This is a genomic window from Serratia sp. BIGb0163 (assembly GCF_024809935.1).
Classification (GTDB): Bacteria; Pseudomonadota; Gammaproteobacteria; order Enterobacterales; family Enterobacteriaceae; genus Serratia; species Serratia quinivorans.
On record NZ_JANUDZ010000001.1, the window covers coordinates 683,283 to 700,238 of the forward strand.

General features: G+C 56.5%; 13 protein-coding genes and 2 tRNA genes. 10 read left to right on the forward strand and 5 right to left on the reverse strand.

Annotated elements, in window-relative coordinates:
- Positions 1-37 precede the first annotated feature (37 nt).
- The 3 genes from M2406_RS03220 to M2406_RS03230 all read left to right on the forward strand — a co-directional run bounded on the left by M2406_RS03220 (position 38) and on the right by M2406_RS03230 (position 3,017).
- Positions 38-1,342, forward strand: a complete 1,305-nt coding sequence (locus M2406_RS03220) for an NAD(P)/FAD-dependent oxidoreductase (RefSeq protein WP_012006350.1) — start codon at positions 38-40, stop codon at positions 1,340-1,342.
- A 361-nt stretch (positions 1,343-1,703) separates the two neighbouring features.
- Positions 1,704-2,240, forward strand: a complete 537-nt coding sequence (locus tag M2406_RS03225; protein ID WP_012006351.1) for a glycine zipper 2TM domain-containing protein — start codon at positions 1,704-1,706, stop codon at positions 2,238-2,240.
- 291 nt (positions 2,241-2,531) lie between these two features.
- Positions 2,532-3,017, forward strand: a complete 486-nt coding sequence (locus M2406_RS03230; protein WP_012006352.1) for an Rrf2 family transcriptional regulator — start codon at positions 2,532-2,534, stop codon at positions 3,015-3,017.
- 86 nt (positions 3,018-3,103) lie between these two features.
- Here the strand turns inward: M2406_RS03230 and sdeB are convergent, their stop codons facing one another.
- Together sdeB and M2406_RS03240 are read right to left on the reverse strand one after the other, a co-directional pair.
- Positions 3,104-6,250 carry a multidrug efflux RND transporter permease subunit SdeB gene (sdeB, locus tag M2406_RS03235; protein WP_115182665.1) on the reverse strand — a complete coding sequence of 1,049 codons (3,147 nt, stop codon included), beginning with the start codon at positions 6,248-6,250 and terminating at the stop codon, positions 3,104-3,106.
- A gap of 23 nt (positions 6,251-6,273) precedes the next feature.
- Positions 6,274-7,461 carry an efflux RND transporter periplasmic adaptor subunit gene (locus tag M2406_RS03240; protein ID WP_259188646.1) on the reverse strand — a complete coding sequence of 396 codons (1,188 nt, stop codon included), beginning with the start codon at positions 7,459-7,461 and terminating at the stop codon, positions 6,274-6,276.
- A gap of 295 nt (positions 7,462-7,756) precedes the next feature.
- Between M2406_RS03240 and M2406_RS03245 the strand changes: the two genes are divergently transcribed.
- A complete protein-coding gene (locus M2406_RS03245; RefSeq protein ID WP_012006355.1) occupies positions 7,757-8,113 on the forward strand; it encodes a helix-turn-helix domain-containing protein in 357 nt (118 codons plus the stop codon).
- Between the two features lie 57 nt (positions 8,114-8,170).
- Here the strand turns inward: M2406_RS03245 and M2406_RS03250 are convergent.
- Together M2406_RS03250 and M2406_RS03255 are read right to left on the reverse strand one after the other, a co-directional pair.
- Positions 8,171-8,260, reverse strand: a tRNA-Ser gene (locus M2406_RS03250).
- Between the two features lie 221 nt (positions 8,261-8,481).
- Positions 8,482-8,571, reverse strand: a tRNA-Ser gene (locus M2406_RS03255).
- Between the two features lie 411 nt (positions 8,572-8,982).
- Here M2406_RS03255 and M2406_RS03260 point away from each other — a divergent pair.
- From M2406_RS03260 to M2406_RS03285, 6 genes are all read left to right on the forward strand, one after another.
- A complete protein-coding gene (locus M2406_RS03260) occupies positions 8,983-10,485 on the forward strand; it encodes a peptide MFS transporter (protein ID WP_115182663.1) in 1,503 nt (500 codons plus the stop codon).
- A 126-nt stretch (positions 10,486-10,611) separates the two neighbouring features.
- Positions 10,612-11,553 carry a glyoxylate/hydroxypyruvate reductase GhrA gene (ghrA, locus tag M2406_RS03265; protein ID WP_012006357.1) on the forward strand — a complete coding sequence of 314 codons (942 nt, stop codon included), beginning with the start codon at positions 10,612-10,614 and terminating at the stop codon, positions 11,551-11,553.
- An 86-nt stretch (positions 11,554-11,639) separates the two neighbouring features.
- On the forward strand, positions 11,640-12,377 hold the full coding sequence (locus M2406_RS03270) for a phosphatase (RefSeq protein ID WP_012006358.1): 738 nt from the start codon (positions 11,640-11,642) through the stop codon (positions 12,375-12,377).
- Between the two features lie 42 nt (positions 12,378-12,419).
- Entirely contained in the window at positions 12,420-13,007 is a 588-nt protein-coding gene (locus tag M2406_RS03275; protein ID WP_259188653.1) for a molecular chaperone, read from the forward strand.
- Between the two features lie 169 nt (positions 13,008-13,176).
- Complete coding sequence (locus tag M2406_RS03280) at positions 13,177-13,830, forward strand: tellurite resistance TerB family protein (protein WP_012006360.1); 654 nt, start codon at positions 13,177-13,179, stop codon at positions 13,828-13,830.
- A 68-nt stretch (positions 13,831-13,898) separates the two neighbouring features.
- On the forward strand, positions 13,899-15,932 hold the full coding sequence (locus M2406_RS03285; protein ID WP_012006361.1) for a S9 family peptidase: 2,034 nt from the start codon (positions 13,899-13,901) through the stop codon (positions 15,930-15,932).
- A gap of 34 nt (positions 15,933-15,966) precedes the next feature.
- Here M2406_RS03285 and exoX read toward each other — a convergent pair whose 3' ends face one another.
- On the reverse strand, positions 15,967-16,635 hold the full coding sequence (gene exoX, locus M2406_RS03290; RefSeq protein WP_012006362.1) for an exodeoxyribonuclease X: 669 nt from the start codon (positions 16,633-16,635) through the stop codon (positions 15,967-15,969).
- Positions 16,636-16,956: the final 321 nt, after the last annotated feature.

Here is a 16,956-nt window from a genome sequence, read left to right on the forward strand (position 1 = left end):
CCTTAGGTAACAATTGGTTCACATTTAGGGGGTTATTTTGACAACGCCAAAGAAAAAAATCGTCATTGTCGGCGGTGGTGCCGGTGGTCTGGAACTGGCGACCAGCCTGGGCCATAAACTCGGTCGTAAGCACAAAGCAGAAATTACGCTGGTGGACCGCAATCACAGCCATCTGTGGAAACCTTTGCTGCATGAAGTAGCAACCGGCTCCCTTGATGACGGCGTCGACGCGCTGAGCTACCTGGCACACGCACGCAATCACTCTTTCAATTTCCAGCTGGGTTCGCTGACCAACATTAATCGCGAAACGCAAACCCTGCAGTTGGCGCAAATCTGCGACGAGCACGGTGCTGAACTGGTTCCTGCACGCGAACTGCCTTACGACATCCTGGTGATGGCGCTGGGTAGCACCTCGAACGATTTCGGTACTGCCGGCGTGAAAGACCACTGTATCTTCCTGGACAACCCCCACCAGGCGCGTCGTTTCCACAACGAAATGCTGAACCTGTTCCTCAAGTTCTCGGCACAGCCAGGGCAAAAAGAGCGGGTGAATATCGCCATCGTCGGCGGTGGTGCCACCGGTGTGGAACTGTCTGCAGAGCTGCATAACGCGGTGAAGCAACTGCACAGCTATGGTTTTGAAGGCCTGGACAACAGCGCGCTGAACGTGACCCTGGTCGAAGCGGGCGAGCGTATTCTGCCTGCACTGCCGCCGCGTATTTCCGCTGCCGCGCATCAGGAACTGAATAAACTGGGCGTGCGCGTGCTGACCAACACCATGGTCACCAGTGCGGATGCCAACGGCCTGAACACCAAGGGCGGCGAATTTATCGATGCCGATTTGATGGTGTGGGCGGCCGGCATCAAGGCGCCGGACTTTATGAAAGATATCGCCGGGCTGGAAACCAACCGCATTAATCAGCTGGTGGTGGAGCCTACGCTGCAGACCACGCGCGATCCGAATATCTTCGCTATCGGTGACTGCGCTTCCTGTCCGAAAGAGGGCGGTGGCTTTGTGCCACCTCGCGCCCAGTCGGCGCACCAGATGGCATCCCGCTGCTTTACCAACATTCTGGCGCTGATGAACGGCCAGACGCTGAAGCCGTACGTGTATAAAGATCACGGTTCGCTGGTGTCTCTGTCCCGTTTCAGCACCGTTGGCAGCCTGATGGGCAACCTGATGCGCGGTTCGATGATGGTTGAAGGCCGCATTGCGCGCTTCGTCTATATCTCGCTGTACCGTATGCATCAGGTCGCTTTACACGGCTATATCAAAACCGGCCTGATGATGCTGGTCGGCGGCATCAACCGGGTGATCCGCCCACGGTTGAAAATGCACTGATAGTCTCCTGAGATCGACCCACCCACGCCGGTTCGCCCGCGTGGGTTTTTTTATGCCGGTCCCCGTGCGATAGGGCAGTTTCGGGCTGATTGTTCAGCACAATGTCCCGTGATTATGGGTAAAAATCTTAAGATTCCTCCTAAACACTGGGGGTAAGGGCGATTTCCAGCATCTTTGGTCACATTGTCTTATTGCGAGGTTCTGGAACATTGTGCAGACTTTATCTTGTTTACAGACGGCGCGTCGCGCACGCCGTAAACCGGAATACCACGTGCCGCCAATGCGCAAAATAATAAGCGCGGTGCAATGTCGGTAAAATCCCCGGTACAAATGCGTGGTAACACTTTCAGGAGGATTTCCTGTGAACAAGTCAATGTTAGCCGGTGTGGGTATTGGTATTGCAGCCGCTCTGGGTATTGCTGCGGTGGCCAGTCTTGATGTTTTTTCTTCGGGTCCGCAATACGCGCAGGTTCTTGCCGCAACGCCGATCAAAGAAACCATCAAAACACCGCGTCAGGAATGCCGCAATGTAACCGTCACTCACCGTGCGCCAGTGCAGGATGAGAACCGCATTGCCGGTTCGGTTCTGGGTGCAGTAGCCGGTGGCGTTATTGGTCATCAGTTCGGTGGTGGTCGCGGTCGTGATGTGGCGACGGTGGTGGGTGCCTTGGGCGGCGGTTACGCCGGTAACCAGGTGCAGGGTGCGATGCAGAATAACGACAGCACCACCAGCACGCAGCAGCGTTGCAGAACGGTCTACGACAAATCACAGAAAATGCTGGGTTACGACGTGACCTACAAGATTGGCACTCAGCAGGGCAAGATCCGCATGGATCACGATCCCGGCACCCAGATCCCGCTGGATAAAAGCGGTCAACTGGTGCTGAATAAAGCCTAATCAACAGACAAGAATTAAACCCGCGGACAGTGTTAGTTCTGATCGTTTAACGCAGTTAAGCGAGCGGCATTAATATTGACGCGGGTTTCTGTATTCATAATCCCCACCGTTTTATCCCCAGGCCAGTTCTGACGTGATTTCCGACCTAATGTATCCGTGCGATTTATCCGGGCATACCTTCAATAGTGCAACAGTGTTTGTTATATTATTGTGCAGTTGAGTGGGTGTGATGGCGTCATCTCGCACCGGCCCAGTCCAGGCATTTGGTCTCCCGGAGACAGAGATAAAAACATGTTAGATTTTCGCTTTCCGACTGCAATGCAAATGGTACTTAGCGTGGCCGTGGCTGAGAAGCTGGGCGTGCGTTCGACCAGCGCGGTGCTTGCCGCCGGTCTGGAAGCCAACCCCAGTTTTATCCGCAAGCTGATGGTGCCCTTGACCAAAAATGGCATCATCGTTTCGACCCTGGGCCGTAACGGCTCGATTCACCTGGGCCGCCCGGCGGAGCAGATCACCCTGCGGGATATCTACCTTTCCGTTATCGAAGATAAACGCATTTGGGCCGCCCGGCCGGAAGGGCCGGCGCGTTGTCTGGTCAGTGCCAACGCCTGCTGGTATTTCAAGTCGGTGGTGAACGAAGCGGAAGAGGCATCGCTGAACGTGCTGGCGGGCTACACGGTGGCGGATTCCCTGGCCGAGCTGGAGCGGGGCGATAAACGTGCCTGCGCGGCATATGCAATGCAAGACGTGAAAGACGAAGAGACAGCAGAAAAATAGTCTGCGGTAGATGCGCTATAAAGCATAAGACAAAGAAAAGCCCGGTTTAAAAAAAACCGGGCTTTTTTGTGGCTATAGTGGGCGAATTATTCCGCCACTGGTTGCCGCGTTTTGCGTGTCACCATACGGCGCAGGGTGACGTAGAACACCGGGGTCAGGAACAGCCCAAACAGTGTGACGCCCAGCATGCCGGAAAATACCGTGATGCCGGTGACGCCGCGCACTTCGGCACCGGCACCGTGCCCGAGGATCAACGGAATAGTCCCGGCGATAAAGGCGATGGAGGTCATTACAATCGGCCGCAGTCGCAGACGACAGGCTTCCAGTGCCGCTTCCATAATGCTTTTGCCCTGTAGCTCCAGTTCACGGGCGAACTCGACGATCAAAATGGCGTTCTTACAGGCCAGGCCCATCAATACCACCAGCCCCACCTGCACGAACACGTTGTTGTCACCGCCGGTCAGCCAGACCCCGAACAGTGCCGACAGCATGGTCATCGGCACGATCAGGATCACCGCCAATGGCAGCGTCCAGCTTTCGTACAAGGCTGCCAGCGCCAGGAAGGCCAGCAGCACCGCCACCGGGAAAACAATAATCGCCGCATTGCCCTGGGTGGACTGCTGATAGCTCAGATCGGTCCACTGAATGTTCATGCCGTTCGGCAACAGCTTGTTGGCCATGACCGTCAGTTCACTCATGGCCTGCGACGATGACAGCACACGCGGATCGGCATCCCCAATCAGATCTGCCGCCGGGAAACCGTTGTAACGGATCACCGGATCCGGGCCGTAGGTGGTGCTGATGCTGACCATGCTGCCAATCGGCACCATTTCCCCCTTATCGTTACGGGTGCGCAGGTTGGCGATGTCCTCCACGCTGTCGCGGAATTGACCGTCGGCCTGCGCCATCACCTTCCAGGTGCGGCCATAGCGGTTGAAGTCATTGATATAAGACGAACCGAGATAGGTCTGCAAGGTGCTGAACAGCGCGTTGAGCGGTACCCCTTGCGCCTTGGCCTTGTCGCGGTCAATTTTCGCGTCCAGCTGCGGTACGTTGGCCTGATAAGACGAGATCGGGAAGCCCATACCCGGAGTTTGCATGATAGCGCCCGACATGGTGTTGATTGCGGTTTGCAGCGCGCCATAGCCCAGACCGGCACGGTCCTGAATATACAGGGAGTAACCGGAACCCTGGCCGATACCGAGGATCGGTGGCGGCATAATCGAGAACGCAAACCCTTCCTGGATCTGCGAGATTTTGGCGTTAATCTCGGCATTAATTTGCGCCGCACTACGGGTGCGGGTGCTTAATGACTCCAGCGCAAAGAACACGGTGCCGGTGTTGGGCGTATTGGTAAACTGCAATGCATTCAGCCCGGGGAAGGAAACCGCATCCGTCACCCCGTCGACGCTCAGGCCGATGGCGCTCATCTTGCGGATCACCGCGTCGGTACGTTCCAGCGACGCGCCCTCCGGCATTTTCACGCCGCCAATCAAATAAAGCTTGTCCTGAGTCGGAATGAAGCCACCGGGCACGGTTTTAAACATCACCCCGGCGGCGCACAGCAGCAGCACATACACCACAAATACCGCGCCGCGTTTGCCCAGCGCCCGGGAAACCCCACGTTGATAACGTTGTGAGCTGCTGGCAAAGAAGCGGTTAAACGGACGGAACAGCCAACCAAACAAGCGATCAATCAGGCGTGATGGCATGTCTTTCGGTGCGCCATGCGGCTTCAGCAGCAGCGCCGCTAACGCCGGTGACAGGGTCAGCGAGTTGATAGCCGAGATCACGGTCGAAATGGCGATCGTCACGGCGAACTGCTTATAAAACTGGCCGGTGACGCCGGACAGAAACGCCATCGGCACGAACACTGCGCACAGCACGACGGCGATGGCGATAATCGGGCCGGACACTTCACGCATTGCCTGGTGCGCCGCCGCCAGCGGTGACAGACCTTCCTCGATATTACGCTCGACGTTCTCCACCACCACAATGGCATCATCGACCACGATACCTATGGCCAGCACTAATCCGAACAGGCTCAGGGTGTTGAGCGAAAAGCCCAACAAATAGAGCGCCGCAAAGGTACCGACGATGGAGATGGGGACCGCCAGCAGCGGGATGATCGACGCACGCCAGGTTTGCAGAAACAGGATCACCACCAGAACCACCAGCAGCACCGCTTCGAGCAGGGTATCCACCACCGAGCTGATCGAATCGCGCACGAATACCGTCGGGTCGTACGGGGCTTGCCAGCTCATGCCGTCCGGAAAGCGGGTCGACAGCTCGGCCATTTTGGCCCGCACCGCGTTGGACAGCTCGATAGCATTGGCCCCCGGAGCCTGGAAGATACCAATCCCCACCGCGTCTTTGTTATTGAGCTGGGCACGCAGCGCGTAGCTGCCGGAGCCCATTTCAATGCGTGCGACATCGCGCAGGCGAACGACTTCGCCGTTGTCGCCGCTCTTGAGGATAATATTGCCGAACTCTTCCTCGGTCTGCAGACGGCCCTGCGCGTTGATCGACAGCAGATAATCGCTGCGGGTTGGCATCGGTTCTGCGCCCAGTTGTCCGGCAGAAACCTGTACGTTCTGCTCCTGCATGGCAGAGACCACATCAGAGGCGGTCAGCCCACGTGAGGCAACCTTATTCGGATCGAGCCAAATACGCATGGCGTACTCACCGGCACCGAAAATCTGTACCTGGCCGATACCGGGCAGGCGAGCCAGCTCATCCTTGACCTTCAAAGTGGCGTAGTTGCGCAGGTAGAGCGAATCGTATTTACCGGAAGGGGAGACCAGATGGACCACCAGCGTCAGAGCCGGGGATTGCTTCTGGGTCGTCACCCCTTGCCGCCGCACATCCTCAGGCAGGCGTGCTTCGGCCTGCGCCACGCGGTTTTGTACCTGCACCTGTGCCTGATCGGGGTCTGTTCCTGGGCGGAAGGTGACGGTGGTGACCAGCACGCCGTCAGAACCGGCCACCGACTTCATGTACATCATGTTTTCGACGCCGTTGATCGCCTCTTCCAGCGGTGTTGCCACCGTTTCGGCGATCTCTTTCGGGTTAGCGCCGGGGTATTGGGCACGTACCTGCACGCTGGGCGGCACCACGTCCGGATATTCGCTGATCGGCAGCAGCGGGATGGCAATAACACCGCCGACAAAAATCAGAATCGACAGTACCGCGGCAAATATCGGCCGGTCGATGAAAAAACGGGAAAAGTCCATGGATCAGGATCCTTTACTGGGGCTTAGTTAAGCGCGGAAGCGTCGGCGTTGATCGCCACGTTTTTGGCAGCGACCGGCATACCCGGCATAAACACTTTTTGCATGCCGTCGACGATCACCCGGTCACCGGCAGACAGCCCCTTCTGTACAATACGTAGCCCACCGGCCACCCGGCCCACTTCGATATCGCGTCGTTGCGCCTTGCCGTCCTTATCGACGATATAAACAAACTTGCGATCCTGATCGGTCATTACCGATTTATCGTTGATCAGCATGGCATTGAACTCGGCGCTACCGGGCATCTGCACCCGGGCGAATAACCCTGGAGTGAAACGGCGCTCAGCGTTTTCCAGCAGGGCGCGCATGCGAATAGTGCCGGTACCGGCATTCAGCTGGTTGTCGGTAAAATCAACGATGCCCTGATGCGGATAGCCGTCTTCGCCGACCAGTCCGACTTTCACCGGCAGTTTTGCCGTGCGTCGCCCATCGTTTTGGTAACGCAGAAAAGTGGCCTCATCGACGTCGAAATAGACGTAAACCTTGTCGAGCGACACCAGCGTGGTGAGTACGCTGGCACTGTCGCCGGTGGTCACCAGGTTGCCGGCGGTGATCATCGCGCGGCTGGCGCGCCCGTCAATCGGCGCAATCACTCGGGTAAAGTCGAGGTTCAGTTGCGCCAGGTCGAATTGAGCCTGAGCCGCCAATACGTTGCTTTGTGCCTGCGCGGCGGAGGAGCGGCGTTGTTCCCACACCTCGGTCGATATCGCCTGGCTGCCGATCAGTTTCTCGGTACGGCCGGATTCGCTGCGGGCCAGCGCTGCCTGATTGCGTGCCCGAACCAATTCGGCCTGTGCCTGCTCACGAGCGGCGCGGTAGGTACGATCGTCGATGGTGAACAGCACCTGACCTTTTTTCACTTCATCGCCTTCGGTGTAATTCACTTTATCGATATAGCCGGAAACCCGAGGCCGTAGTTGGACGCTTTGCACCGCCTCGATGCGACCGTTAAAAGCATCCCATTGGCTGATGGGTTTTATCACCACGTCGGTGGTGCTGACGGCCGGTGGCGGGGGCGCCGCATTGTGAGCGACGCTGTTGTCACACCCGGCCAGCAGAGCGACCAGCAACGCGACGGCAGAGAGGCGAGTGCTGATACCGATGCCGCTTTGGCGACGGCGTGAATGGAACAATGAGTTTGGCTGGCTTGGCATTATTTTTCTTTCCAGTAGTAAGCACGATCTGGCGATACACCCGGCCCTGTTATCCGGGTAACTTCCCTGGCCTGTGACCGGCGGCAGAGCGGTTGCACCGGTCATCGGCGCAACGGTTAGGTTTTGAAACACATTGTTGTCACATTAATGTATCAATATCGGTTACATTAATTGGCTGGATTATAGAAGTGCCTCTCTGTTAAATGCAATAATAAAAATTGCATTTAATGCGAAACTGCTGCAACGTAATGGCATCGGGCAGCGGATCTACCTGCCAAGTCATGGGAGCGTCAGCATGAACAGCACGGGTTTTATTACTGATTTGATTGAGTGGATTGATAACAATCTGGAAGAGAAGCTGGATATCAACACCGTCGCGGGCCGGGCGGGGTATTCCAAGTGGCACCTGCAGCGAATGTTCAAACGGCAGACCGGTTACGCGCTGGGAGAGTATATTCGCATGCAGAAGCTGAGGGTCTCGGCGGAGCGCCTGGCCAACAGCGGCGAACCGATCGTCAGCGTGGCGATCTCACTCGGCTTTGACTCGCAGCAGTCCTTCAATCGCAGTTTTAAACGCCACTATGGTCAAACCCCGGGCGACTGGCGCCGTGGTGTGATGCAGCCATCCATGGCGGCTGGCCACACGCATTGAGGCGGATTGCCGACAACAAAAAAGCCTGAACTTGCGTTCAGGCTTTCTCGTAAAATATGGCGGTGAGGGAGGGGTTCGAACCCTCGATACACTTACGCGTATACACACTTTCCAGGCGTGCTCCTTCAGCCACTCAGACACCTCACCGTATTTTTCCGTTGCGTACTCACTGGTGCAACGGGGCGCTACTATAGGGAGAGAGGGCGATCCGGTCAAGCAGAATTTCGGCGTTTCGGTGCGTCCGCTTAAGCCGTGTTCGCTTTGCTGAAAACTGCGGCGAACGGCAGGGGCGGGGGACGGCAGCAGAATTCCCTGTCTCGCAGACAACAAAAAATCCTGAACTTGCGTTCAGGCTTTCTCGTGGAATATGGCGGTGAGAGAGGGGTTCGAACCCTCGATACACTTACGCGTATACACACTTTCCAGGCGTGCTCCTTCAGCCACTCAGACACCTCACCGTTTTACTTCATCGCTAACGCATTGCGCTGTCGACGGGCGCTAATGTAGGAGAATCTGATCCCAGCGTCAACCCTCTTGTGACATAACCATGACCGTTTAGCTAAACTTGCAGCAATTTGCTGATTTCCCGAGCGATCGGCCAGCATGTCGCATCAATTGAGGGGGGAGACATAGCGTAAAATTATATAGCAGGCTAATATTTGAACGCTTCAGTATGCGTTAGCTCAATATATCAGCAACAGTGAAGTCTGCAGTGCTGTTATATGCATTAATACTGGATTATTAGTCATATGTGTCGCTAAATGGAAAGGTGCTGGCGCGGGGTTTTGGCAAGGATTATCACACCGCCGCGCAGGTTGCCGGGCAACGACCCGGCGATAAGCAGACAGGGATTGATCTATCAAATAATAATGCAGCAGAGGTTCACTTTGACTTCGTCAGATTCCACACCGACGGCGCCACAACGCCATGCCATCCCCCCGGGGGCCGGGGCACTGTTCTTTATCCAAATCTTCGCCACGCTGGGTTTTGCCGTGCTGTACTCCACGTTGGTACTGTACGCCACCAAGCGTTTGGGCTTCAGCGAAACGAACGCTAATGCCATGATGGGCGTATTCGGGGCGTTCAACTACGGCTTGCATATGTTCGGCGGCTATCTGGGTGGGCGCTTCCTCAGCAACCGCAACCTGTTCGTACTGGGTATGGTGCTGCAGGTGATTGGCTGCGCGTTGATCGCCGTGGCGGGTGTCTGGGGACTTTACTGGGGCCTGGCGATGTTCCTGACCGGCAGTGGGCTGAACGTCACCTGCATTAATATGATGTTGACCCAGCGTTTTAAGCCGGACGACGATCGGCGTGAATCAGCCTTCTTGTGGAACTATGCCGGGATGAACCTGGGGTTCTTTGTCGGTTTTACCGTCGCCGGCTATTTCCAACTGACCGAAAACTACCGCGCGCTGTTCCTGTTCGCCACGCTGGGCAATGCGGCGGCAATCATCGTCGCCGTCAGCCGTTGGCGTATTCTGGCCGATCTCAACACACCATTGCACGACGCCAGCCGTGGAGAATATCGCTGGCGCATGCTGGTCGGGTTAGCGGTATTGGTGGTGTTGGTGCCTATTATCCGCGTGATGCTGACCCACGCCGAGTTCAGCGGTCACTTCGTCATTGGCCTCGGCGTGCTGATTTTCCTGATGCTGTGCGTGGTCACGTTACGTCATCATCCGCGTGACGAGCGTCGCCGGATGACCGCTTATCTGATCCTGGCATTGGGGTCGCTGGTGTTTTGGTCGCTGTATCAGTTGGCGCCAATGGGGCTGATGCTGTTCTCCGAGCACAACATCAATTTGAATGTCTACGGCATTCAGGTGGCACCGCAATGGATCCAGAACATCAATACGTTGGTGATCGTGGTCGGTGGGCCGCTGATGGCCTGGTGGTTCAATCGCCTGCGCGCCCGTGGCTGCAAAATCGACATTCCCATGCAGTTTTCCGGTTCGTTGTTTTGTATCGGGCTGGGGATGCTGGTATTGCCGTTGGGTATCAGCCTGGCCGGTGGTGACGGGCTGGTGGCGTTTAAATGGATTGCCATCAGTTATGTGCTGCAGAGCATTGGTGAACTGATGATTTCCCCGATCGGCTACGCGATGATCGGCAAACTGGCTCCCCCGCGCTATCAGGGGGTGATGATGGGCTGCTGGATGATGGTCACCGGCGTCGCTTCGGTATTGGCGGGCTACGTCTCGGGCCTGATGCCGGAAAACAGCGGCAGTACCCCGGTGTTAACCAACCCCGGTTACAGCGAAGTGTTTAGCGTACTGGGCTGGGGAGCCGCAGGTGTCGGCGTGGTGATGCTGATTTTGATCCCGCTGCTGCGCCGCCTAATCAGGCACGACACCCCGGTCGCAGCCTGAGAGCCCGCCGTATGAAAATAGCCCCACTGGTCGGGGCTGTTTTCGTTTTGGGCTTTAACGCTTGCATCTGCCGACGAATCGCGGAAGTCTGGATGGAAATAGATAAAAACAGACGGAGTCGCGAAGATGAACATCATTTTTTACCACCCTTTCTTTAATGCCGAGGAATGGCTGGCAGGCCTGTCACAGCGCCTGCCGCAAGCGCAGGTTCGTGCCTGGCAACCGGGCGATGATCGTCCGGCAGATTACGCGTTGGTGTGGCGGCCACCCCATGAGATGTTGGCTAACCGTGGTCGGTTGAAAGGCGTGTTTGCCCTCGGTGCCGGCGTCGATGCCATCCTGGAGCAAGAACGTGCTTACCCCGGTACCCTGCCGGCAGGTGTGCCGTTGCTGCGCCTTGAAGATACCGGCATGGCGCAACAGATGCAGGAATATGCCCTGAGCTACGTCCTGCGCTATTTCCGCCGTTTTGATGAATACCAACTGTTGCAACAGCAGCAAGAGTGGCGGCCGCTCGATCCCCATCAGCAGGATAACTTCACTATTGGCATTCTCGGTGCCGGGGTGTTGGGCAAAAGCGTGGCGCAGAAGCTGACGGCGTTTGGTTTTAACGTGCGTTGCTGGAGCCGTAGCCCCAAACAAATCGACGGCGTGCAGAGCTTTGCCGGAGCCGAGCAGCGCGCCGCGTTTCTCGATGGTGTGCAATTGCTGATCAATCTGCTGCCCAATACGCCGGAAACCGCCGGGATCCTCAATCAGCAACTGTTCGCGCATTTGGCGCCGGGGGCTTATCTGATCAACCTGGCACGGGGTGCGCATCTGGTTGAGGACGATCTGTTGCAGGCGCTGGAGCAAGGCCAACTTGCCGCCGCCACGCTGGATGTGTTCGTCACCGAGCCGCTGCCGCAGGCGCATCCGTTCTGGCGTCATCCGCGTGTCACCATTACCCCGCATATTGCTGCCATCACCTTGCCGCAAGCGGCGATGGATCAGATAGCGGCGAACATTCTCGCGCTTGAGGCCGGACAAACACCGGCCGGAGTGGTAGATGTGCTGCTCGGTTACTGACCTTCCGGTGATGCACCTGCTAAACTCGATAAATAACAAACCGCGCCTGCCGCCGCATTCTGGCAGGCCGCTCAGAAGGAGAAGCAATGTACCCCGTTGATTTACATATGCACACCGTCGCCAGCACCCACGCCTACAGCACGCTGCATGATTACATCGTCGAAGCCCGGCAAAAGGGCATCAAACTTTTCGCCATCACCGACCATGGCCCGGACATGGCAGATGCGCCGCATTATTGGCACTTTATGAACATGCACGTGTGGCCGCGCCTGGTGGACGGGGTGGGCATCCTGCGCGGCATCGAGGCCAACATTAAAAATCGGCAGGGCGATATCGACTGTACCGGTCCGATGCTGGATAAAATCGACGTGATTATTGCCGGTTTTCACGAGCCGGTGTTTGCGCCACAGGACAAGGCGGCCAATACCGAAGCGATGATTGCTGCGATGGCGCAGGGGGACGTGCACATTATCAGCCACCCAGGTAACCCAAGATACCCGATTGATATTGCCGCGGTTGCCGCTGCGGCGGCCAGGTATGAAGTGGCGCTGGAGCTGAACAACTCGTCGTTCACCCACTCGCGCAAGGGCAGTGAAGACAACTGCCGTGCGATTGCTGCTGCGGTGCGTGATGCCGGCGGCTGGCTGGCGCTGGGCTCGGATTCCCACATTGCCTTCTCGCTCGGCGGCTTTGAACACTGCGAGCGCATTATTGCCGAAGTGGAGTTCCCGCAGGAACGCATCCTTAACGTTAGCCCACGGCGCCTGCTGGACTTTCTCGAACGGCGCGGCAAGCCGGCGATTGCGGAACTGGCCGATTTGTGACATCGTCCCGGCAAATTTTTCCGTATTGTATAAGGCATTACCATGAATGAGTTTTCTGTTGTTTGCCGCGTGCTGGGCACGCTGTTTTATCGTCAGCCGCAAGATCCGTTGCTGGTGCCGCTGTTTACGTTGATCAAAGAAGGCAAACTGAAGCAACACTGGCCGCTGGAGCAGGACGAACTGTTGGTTCGGCTGCAGCAGGGTTGTGATGTCAACCAGCTGTCCAGTGATTTCAACGCGATGTTTGTCGGCAGCGAGTGCAGCGTGTCACCATTCCGTTCTGCCTATGTTGAAGGGGCGACGGAAGCGGAAGTGCGTACTTTCCTGCAACAACGGGGCATGCCATTAAGCGAAGCGCCGGCCGATCACTTCGGTTCACTGCTGCTGGCCGCCTCATGGCTGGAAGATCAGGCGCAGGAAGACGAAACGCAGGCGCAGATCACCTTGTTTGACGACTATCTGCTGCCCTGGTGCGGCCGTTTCCTCGGCAAAATGGAAGCTCATGCCACCACCGGTTTTTACCGTACGTTGTCGCTACTGGCTCGCGAGTCAATTCAGGCGATGCGTGACGAACTGGCGGAGTACGAACAAGACGAAGAACAGCCGGGCGAAGAAGGTGAACAGCCTTAATGCCTTGCCGGCCGGTTTACGCCTAACGGCGGAGCCGGCCACTTTCCCCGCTACACAGGTTTTCATCCCCCATACGTAAATTGACAAATAATCCCCTAATCTGACGGTTCACCGGCGGTTTGGCCAATTTGTGCCTGCGCGCCTCGTTTCCTTAGGCAAAGGGTTAAGTATGAAAAATAACTGGATGCAGCAGATCCAATCCATGATTGGGCAAAAGGCCGGTTCAATCGGCGGGTCGGAAGGCATCGGCAAACTGCTGGCCCCGACCGCATTAGGTGGCCTGGTGGGTGTCTTGCTGGCGAACAAGTCATCACGCAAATTGGTAGGCAAATTCGGCAAGAACGCGTTGATTATTGGCGGCAGCGCGGCGGTGGGCGCGGTGTTGTGGAATAAGTACAAGCAGCGCGTGAAAGAAACCCATCAGGATGAACCGCAGTTCGGTCTGCAAACCACGCCGGTAGATTTGCGCGCCAAACGGCTGGTGCAGGCGCTGGTGTTCGCCGCCAAGAGCGATGGTCATATCGATGCGGAAGAAAAACGCGCTATCGATCACAGCCTGGAACAGCTGCAGGTGGGTGAGGAAGCGCAAAAATGGGTGCAAGAGGCCATAGATCAACCGCTGAACCCGGATCTGATCGCCCAGAGCGTGAAGAATGAAGACGAAGCGTTGGAAGTTTATTACCTGAGCTGCATGGTGATCGACGTCGATCACTTTATGGAGCGTGGTTATCTTGACGCGCTGGCGCAGTCGTTGAAGATCCCGGCGGACGTTAAGCAGGGCATCGAAAACGACGTCAACGAGAAAAAGCGCGAGCTGGCATAGCGCCGCTTGGCAAGCCGGGGGGAATCGTGTCACTCTTGCCTTAATCAAGGTAAGCGGATGATTTAGCAATGATGACACCCCCTAAGGCAGAAAAACGTCCTTATCCCATTACTACCCACGGCGACACGCGGGTAGATGACTATTATTGGCTGCGCGACGACGAGCGCGCAGACCCGCAGGTGCTGGACTATCTGCAGGCGGAAAACGCCTTTACCGACGCGGTATTGAAACCGCAACAGGCGCTGCGCGAAACTCTGTATGAAGAGATGGTGGCGCGTATTCCTCAGCAGGAACATTCGGTGCCTTACGTCCGGCACGGCTACCGCTATCAGACCCGCTTTGAACCGGGCAATGAATACGCGATTTACGTCCGCCAACCGCAGGCCGAGAGCGAGCATTGGGATATCCTGATCGACGGCAATCAACGTGCCGAGCAGCGTGAGTTTTATACCCTCGGCGGGCTGGAAGTCAGTCCCGATAACCAAAAACTGGCGGTTGCGGAAGATTTTCTCTCTCGTCGCCAGTACGACATTCGTTTCAAAAACCTCAGCGACGATAGCTGGACCGACGAAGTGCTGGAAAACACCTCCGGCAGCTTTGAATGGGCCAACGACTCGGCCACCGTGTATTACGTACGCAAACACGCCAAAACGTTGCTGCCTTATCAGGTCTATCGCCACGTGGTGGGCACCGATCCGCAGCTCGATGAGCTGATCTACGAAGAAAAGGATGACACCTTCTACGTCGGGTTGGAAAAGACCACCTCCGATCGTTTTATTCTGATCCATCTGAGCAGCACCACCACCTCGGAAATCCTGCTGCTGGACGCCGATCGCGCCGACAGCAAGCCGCAGATGTTTGTGCCGCGTCGTAAGGATCATGAATACGGTATCGATCACTATCACCAGCATTTCTATATCCGTTCCAACAAGGACGGCAAGAACTTCGGCCTGTATCAAAGTGATCAGGCGGATGAAGCGCAGTGGCAGACGCTGATCGCTCCGCGCATCGAAGTGATGCTGGAGGGCTTTAGCCTGTTCCGTGACTGGCTGGTGGTGGAGGAGCGCAGCGAAGGTCTGACCCAACTGCGACAGATCCACTGGCAGAGCGGCGAAGTGAAGCGCATTGCCTTCGACGACCCCACCTACACCACCTGGCTGGCGTACAACCCGGAACCGGAAACCGAGCTGCTGCGCTATGGCTATTCTTCGATGACCACGCCGACCACGCTGTATGAGCTTAATCTCGACAGCGGTGAGCGCGTGATGCTCAAACAGCAGGAAGTGAAAAACTTCACTCCGGAAAATTACCGCAGCGAGCGGGTATGGGTGAAGGCGCGTGATGGCGTTGAAGTCCCGGTTTCGCTGGTCTACCGCCACGATAAATTTACGCGCGGCACCAACCCGCTGATGGTGTATGGCTACGGCTCTTACGGCAGCAGCATGGATCCGGCCTTCAGCGCCAGCCGCTTAAGCCTGTTGGATCGCGGTTTTGTGTTTGTGCTGGCGCACATTCGCGGCGGCGGTGAGCTGGGGCAACTGTGGTATGAAGACGGCAAACTGTTCAAAAAGCAAAACACCTTCAACGATTTCATCGACGTGACCGAGGCGTTGATCGCCCAGGGTTACGGTGACGCCAAACGGGTATTTGCCATGGGTGGCAGCGCCGGTGGCCTCTTGATGGGCGCGGTGATTAACCAGGCACCCAGGTTGTTCAACGGCATTGTGGCGCAGGTGCCTTTTGTTGATGTGGTCACCACCATGCTCGACGAGTCCATCCCGCTGACGACCGGCGAGTACGACGAATGGGGCAACCCGAACGAGCAGGCCTACTACGACTACATTTTGCAATACAGCCCGTACGATCAGGTTAAGGCGCAGGATTACCCGCATATGCTGGTCACCACCGGTTTGCATGACTCTCAGGTACAGTATTGGGAGCCGGCCAAGTGGGTGGCCAAACTGCGTGAGCTGAAGACCGACGATCGCCAGCTGTTGCTGTATACCGATATGGATTCCGGCCACGGCGGCAAGTCCGGGCGTTTCAAAGCTTATGAAGATATCGCGCTGGAGTACGCCTTTATTCTGGCGCTGGCGGAGTAACCTTCAGGCGGGCGGCTGGCGCTGCCCGCTTTTTTCAACCAATCAGATAGTATTTCAGCGTGTGCTTCATGTCCGGACTGAGGTCTTCGATAGATTTCAGCATCCAGCGTAAATAGCCGGGATCTTCCTGCGCGACGCGATCAATTTCCTGTCCACGATACTTACCGAACTTAAACTTCTTCAGCAGTACTGGCTGGTCAGTAATTTGCGCCATCTGTTCTGGCGTCCAACCTGAATCCTTGATGATGCGTTGCAATAGCGCGGCGGTGACGTAGCAGTCGTATAACGCCCGATGTGGGTAAAGCGTGGTGTCCTGCGGCAATTGAACATCGAGATTCAGCGCATAGCGCAGATATTGGTTGCCGTATTTGATGTCCGGGTACAGATTGCGCGCCAGTTTCATGGTACAGATCCAGGCGCCGTGCATCTCTGGTAACACGCCGCGATCGAATGCCGCATTGTGCGCGACATAGTAGGGACTGCCCTGATAGCGACCAATCGCTACCGCGATGCGCGGTTTCCCTTCGACCATCTGCTCGGTGATATGGTGAATGGCCATAGCCTCAATGCCAATTGGGCGGTCGGGGCTGATTAAATCGCTCATTGGGTTGGCGATCTGTCCGTCGATCAGATCAACAGAGGCCACCTCTACCACGCCGCCTTCCAGTCCGCAGGTTTCAGTGTCTATTACGCGTAAATTCATGATTTCCTCAGAGTGGCTGCACAGGTTTAGCTTAACCGGCAGCCTGGCTCCTGCCAACCGCTGAAAGGTGGAGCGTTATTTCAGGCAACAAAAAACCCGCCTTGGCGGGTTTAATTACGGTTAGAAGTTCGCTTACTCGCCGGTCGTTTGGCCTTTCTTAGCGCGCTTGCCTGCACGTTTTTCTGCAGGGGTTTTCAACGGCTTCTTCTTCGCATTTTTTTTGCTATCCATTCCCTTACTCATGATGGCCTCTCAGTTACCTATGGTTGGGTGGGTTGCTCAGCCATTAACCCCCTTACGCCTGTCGGATGCAAGCAGGAA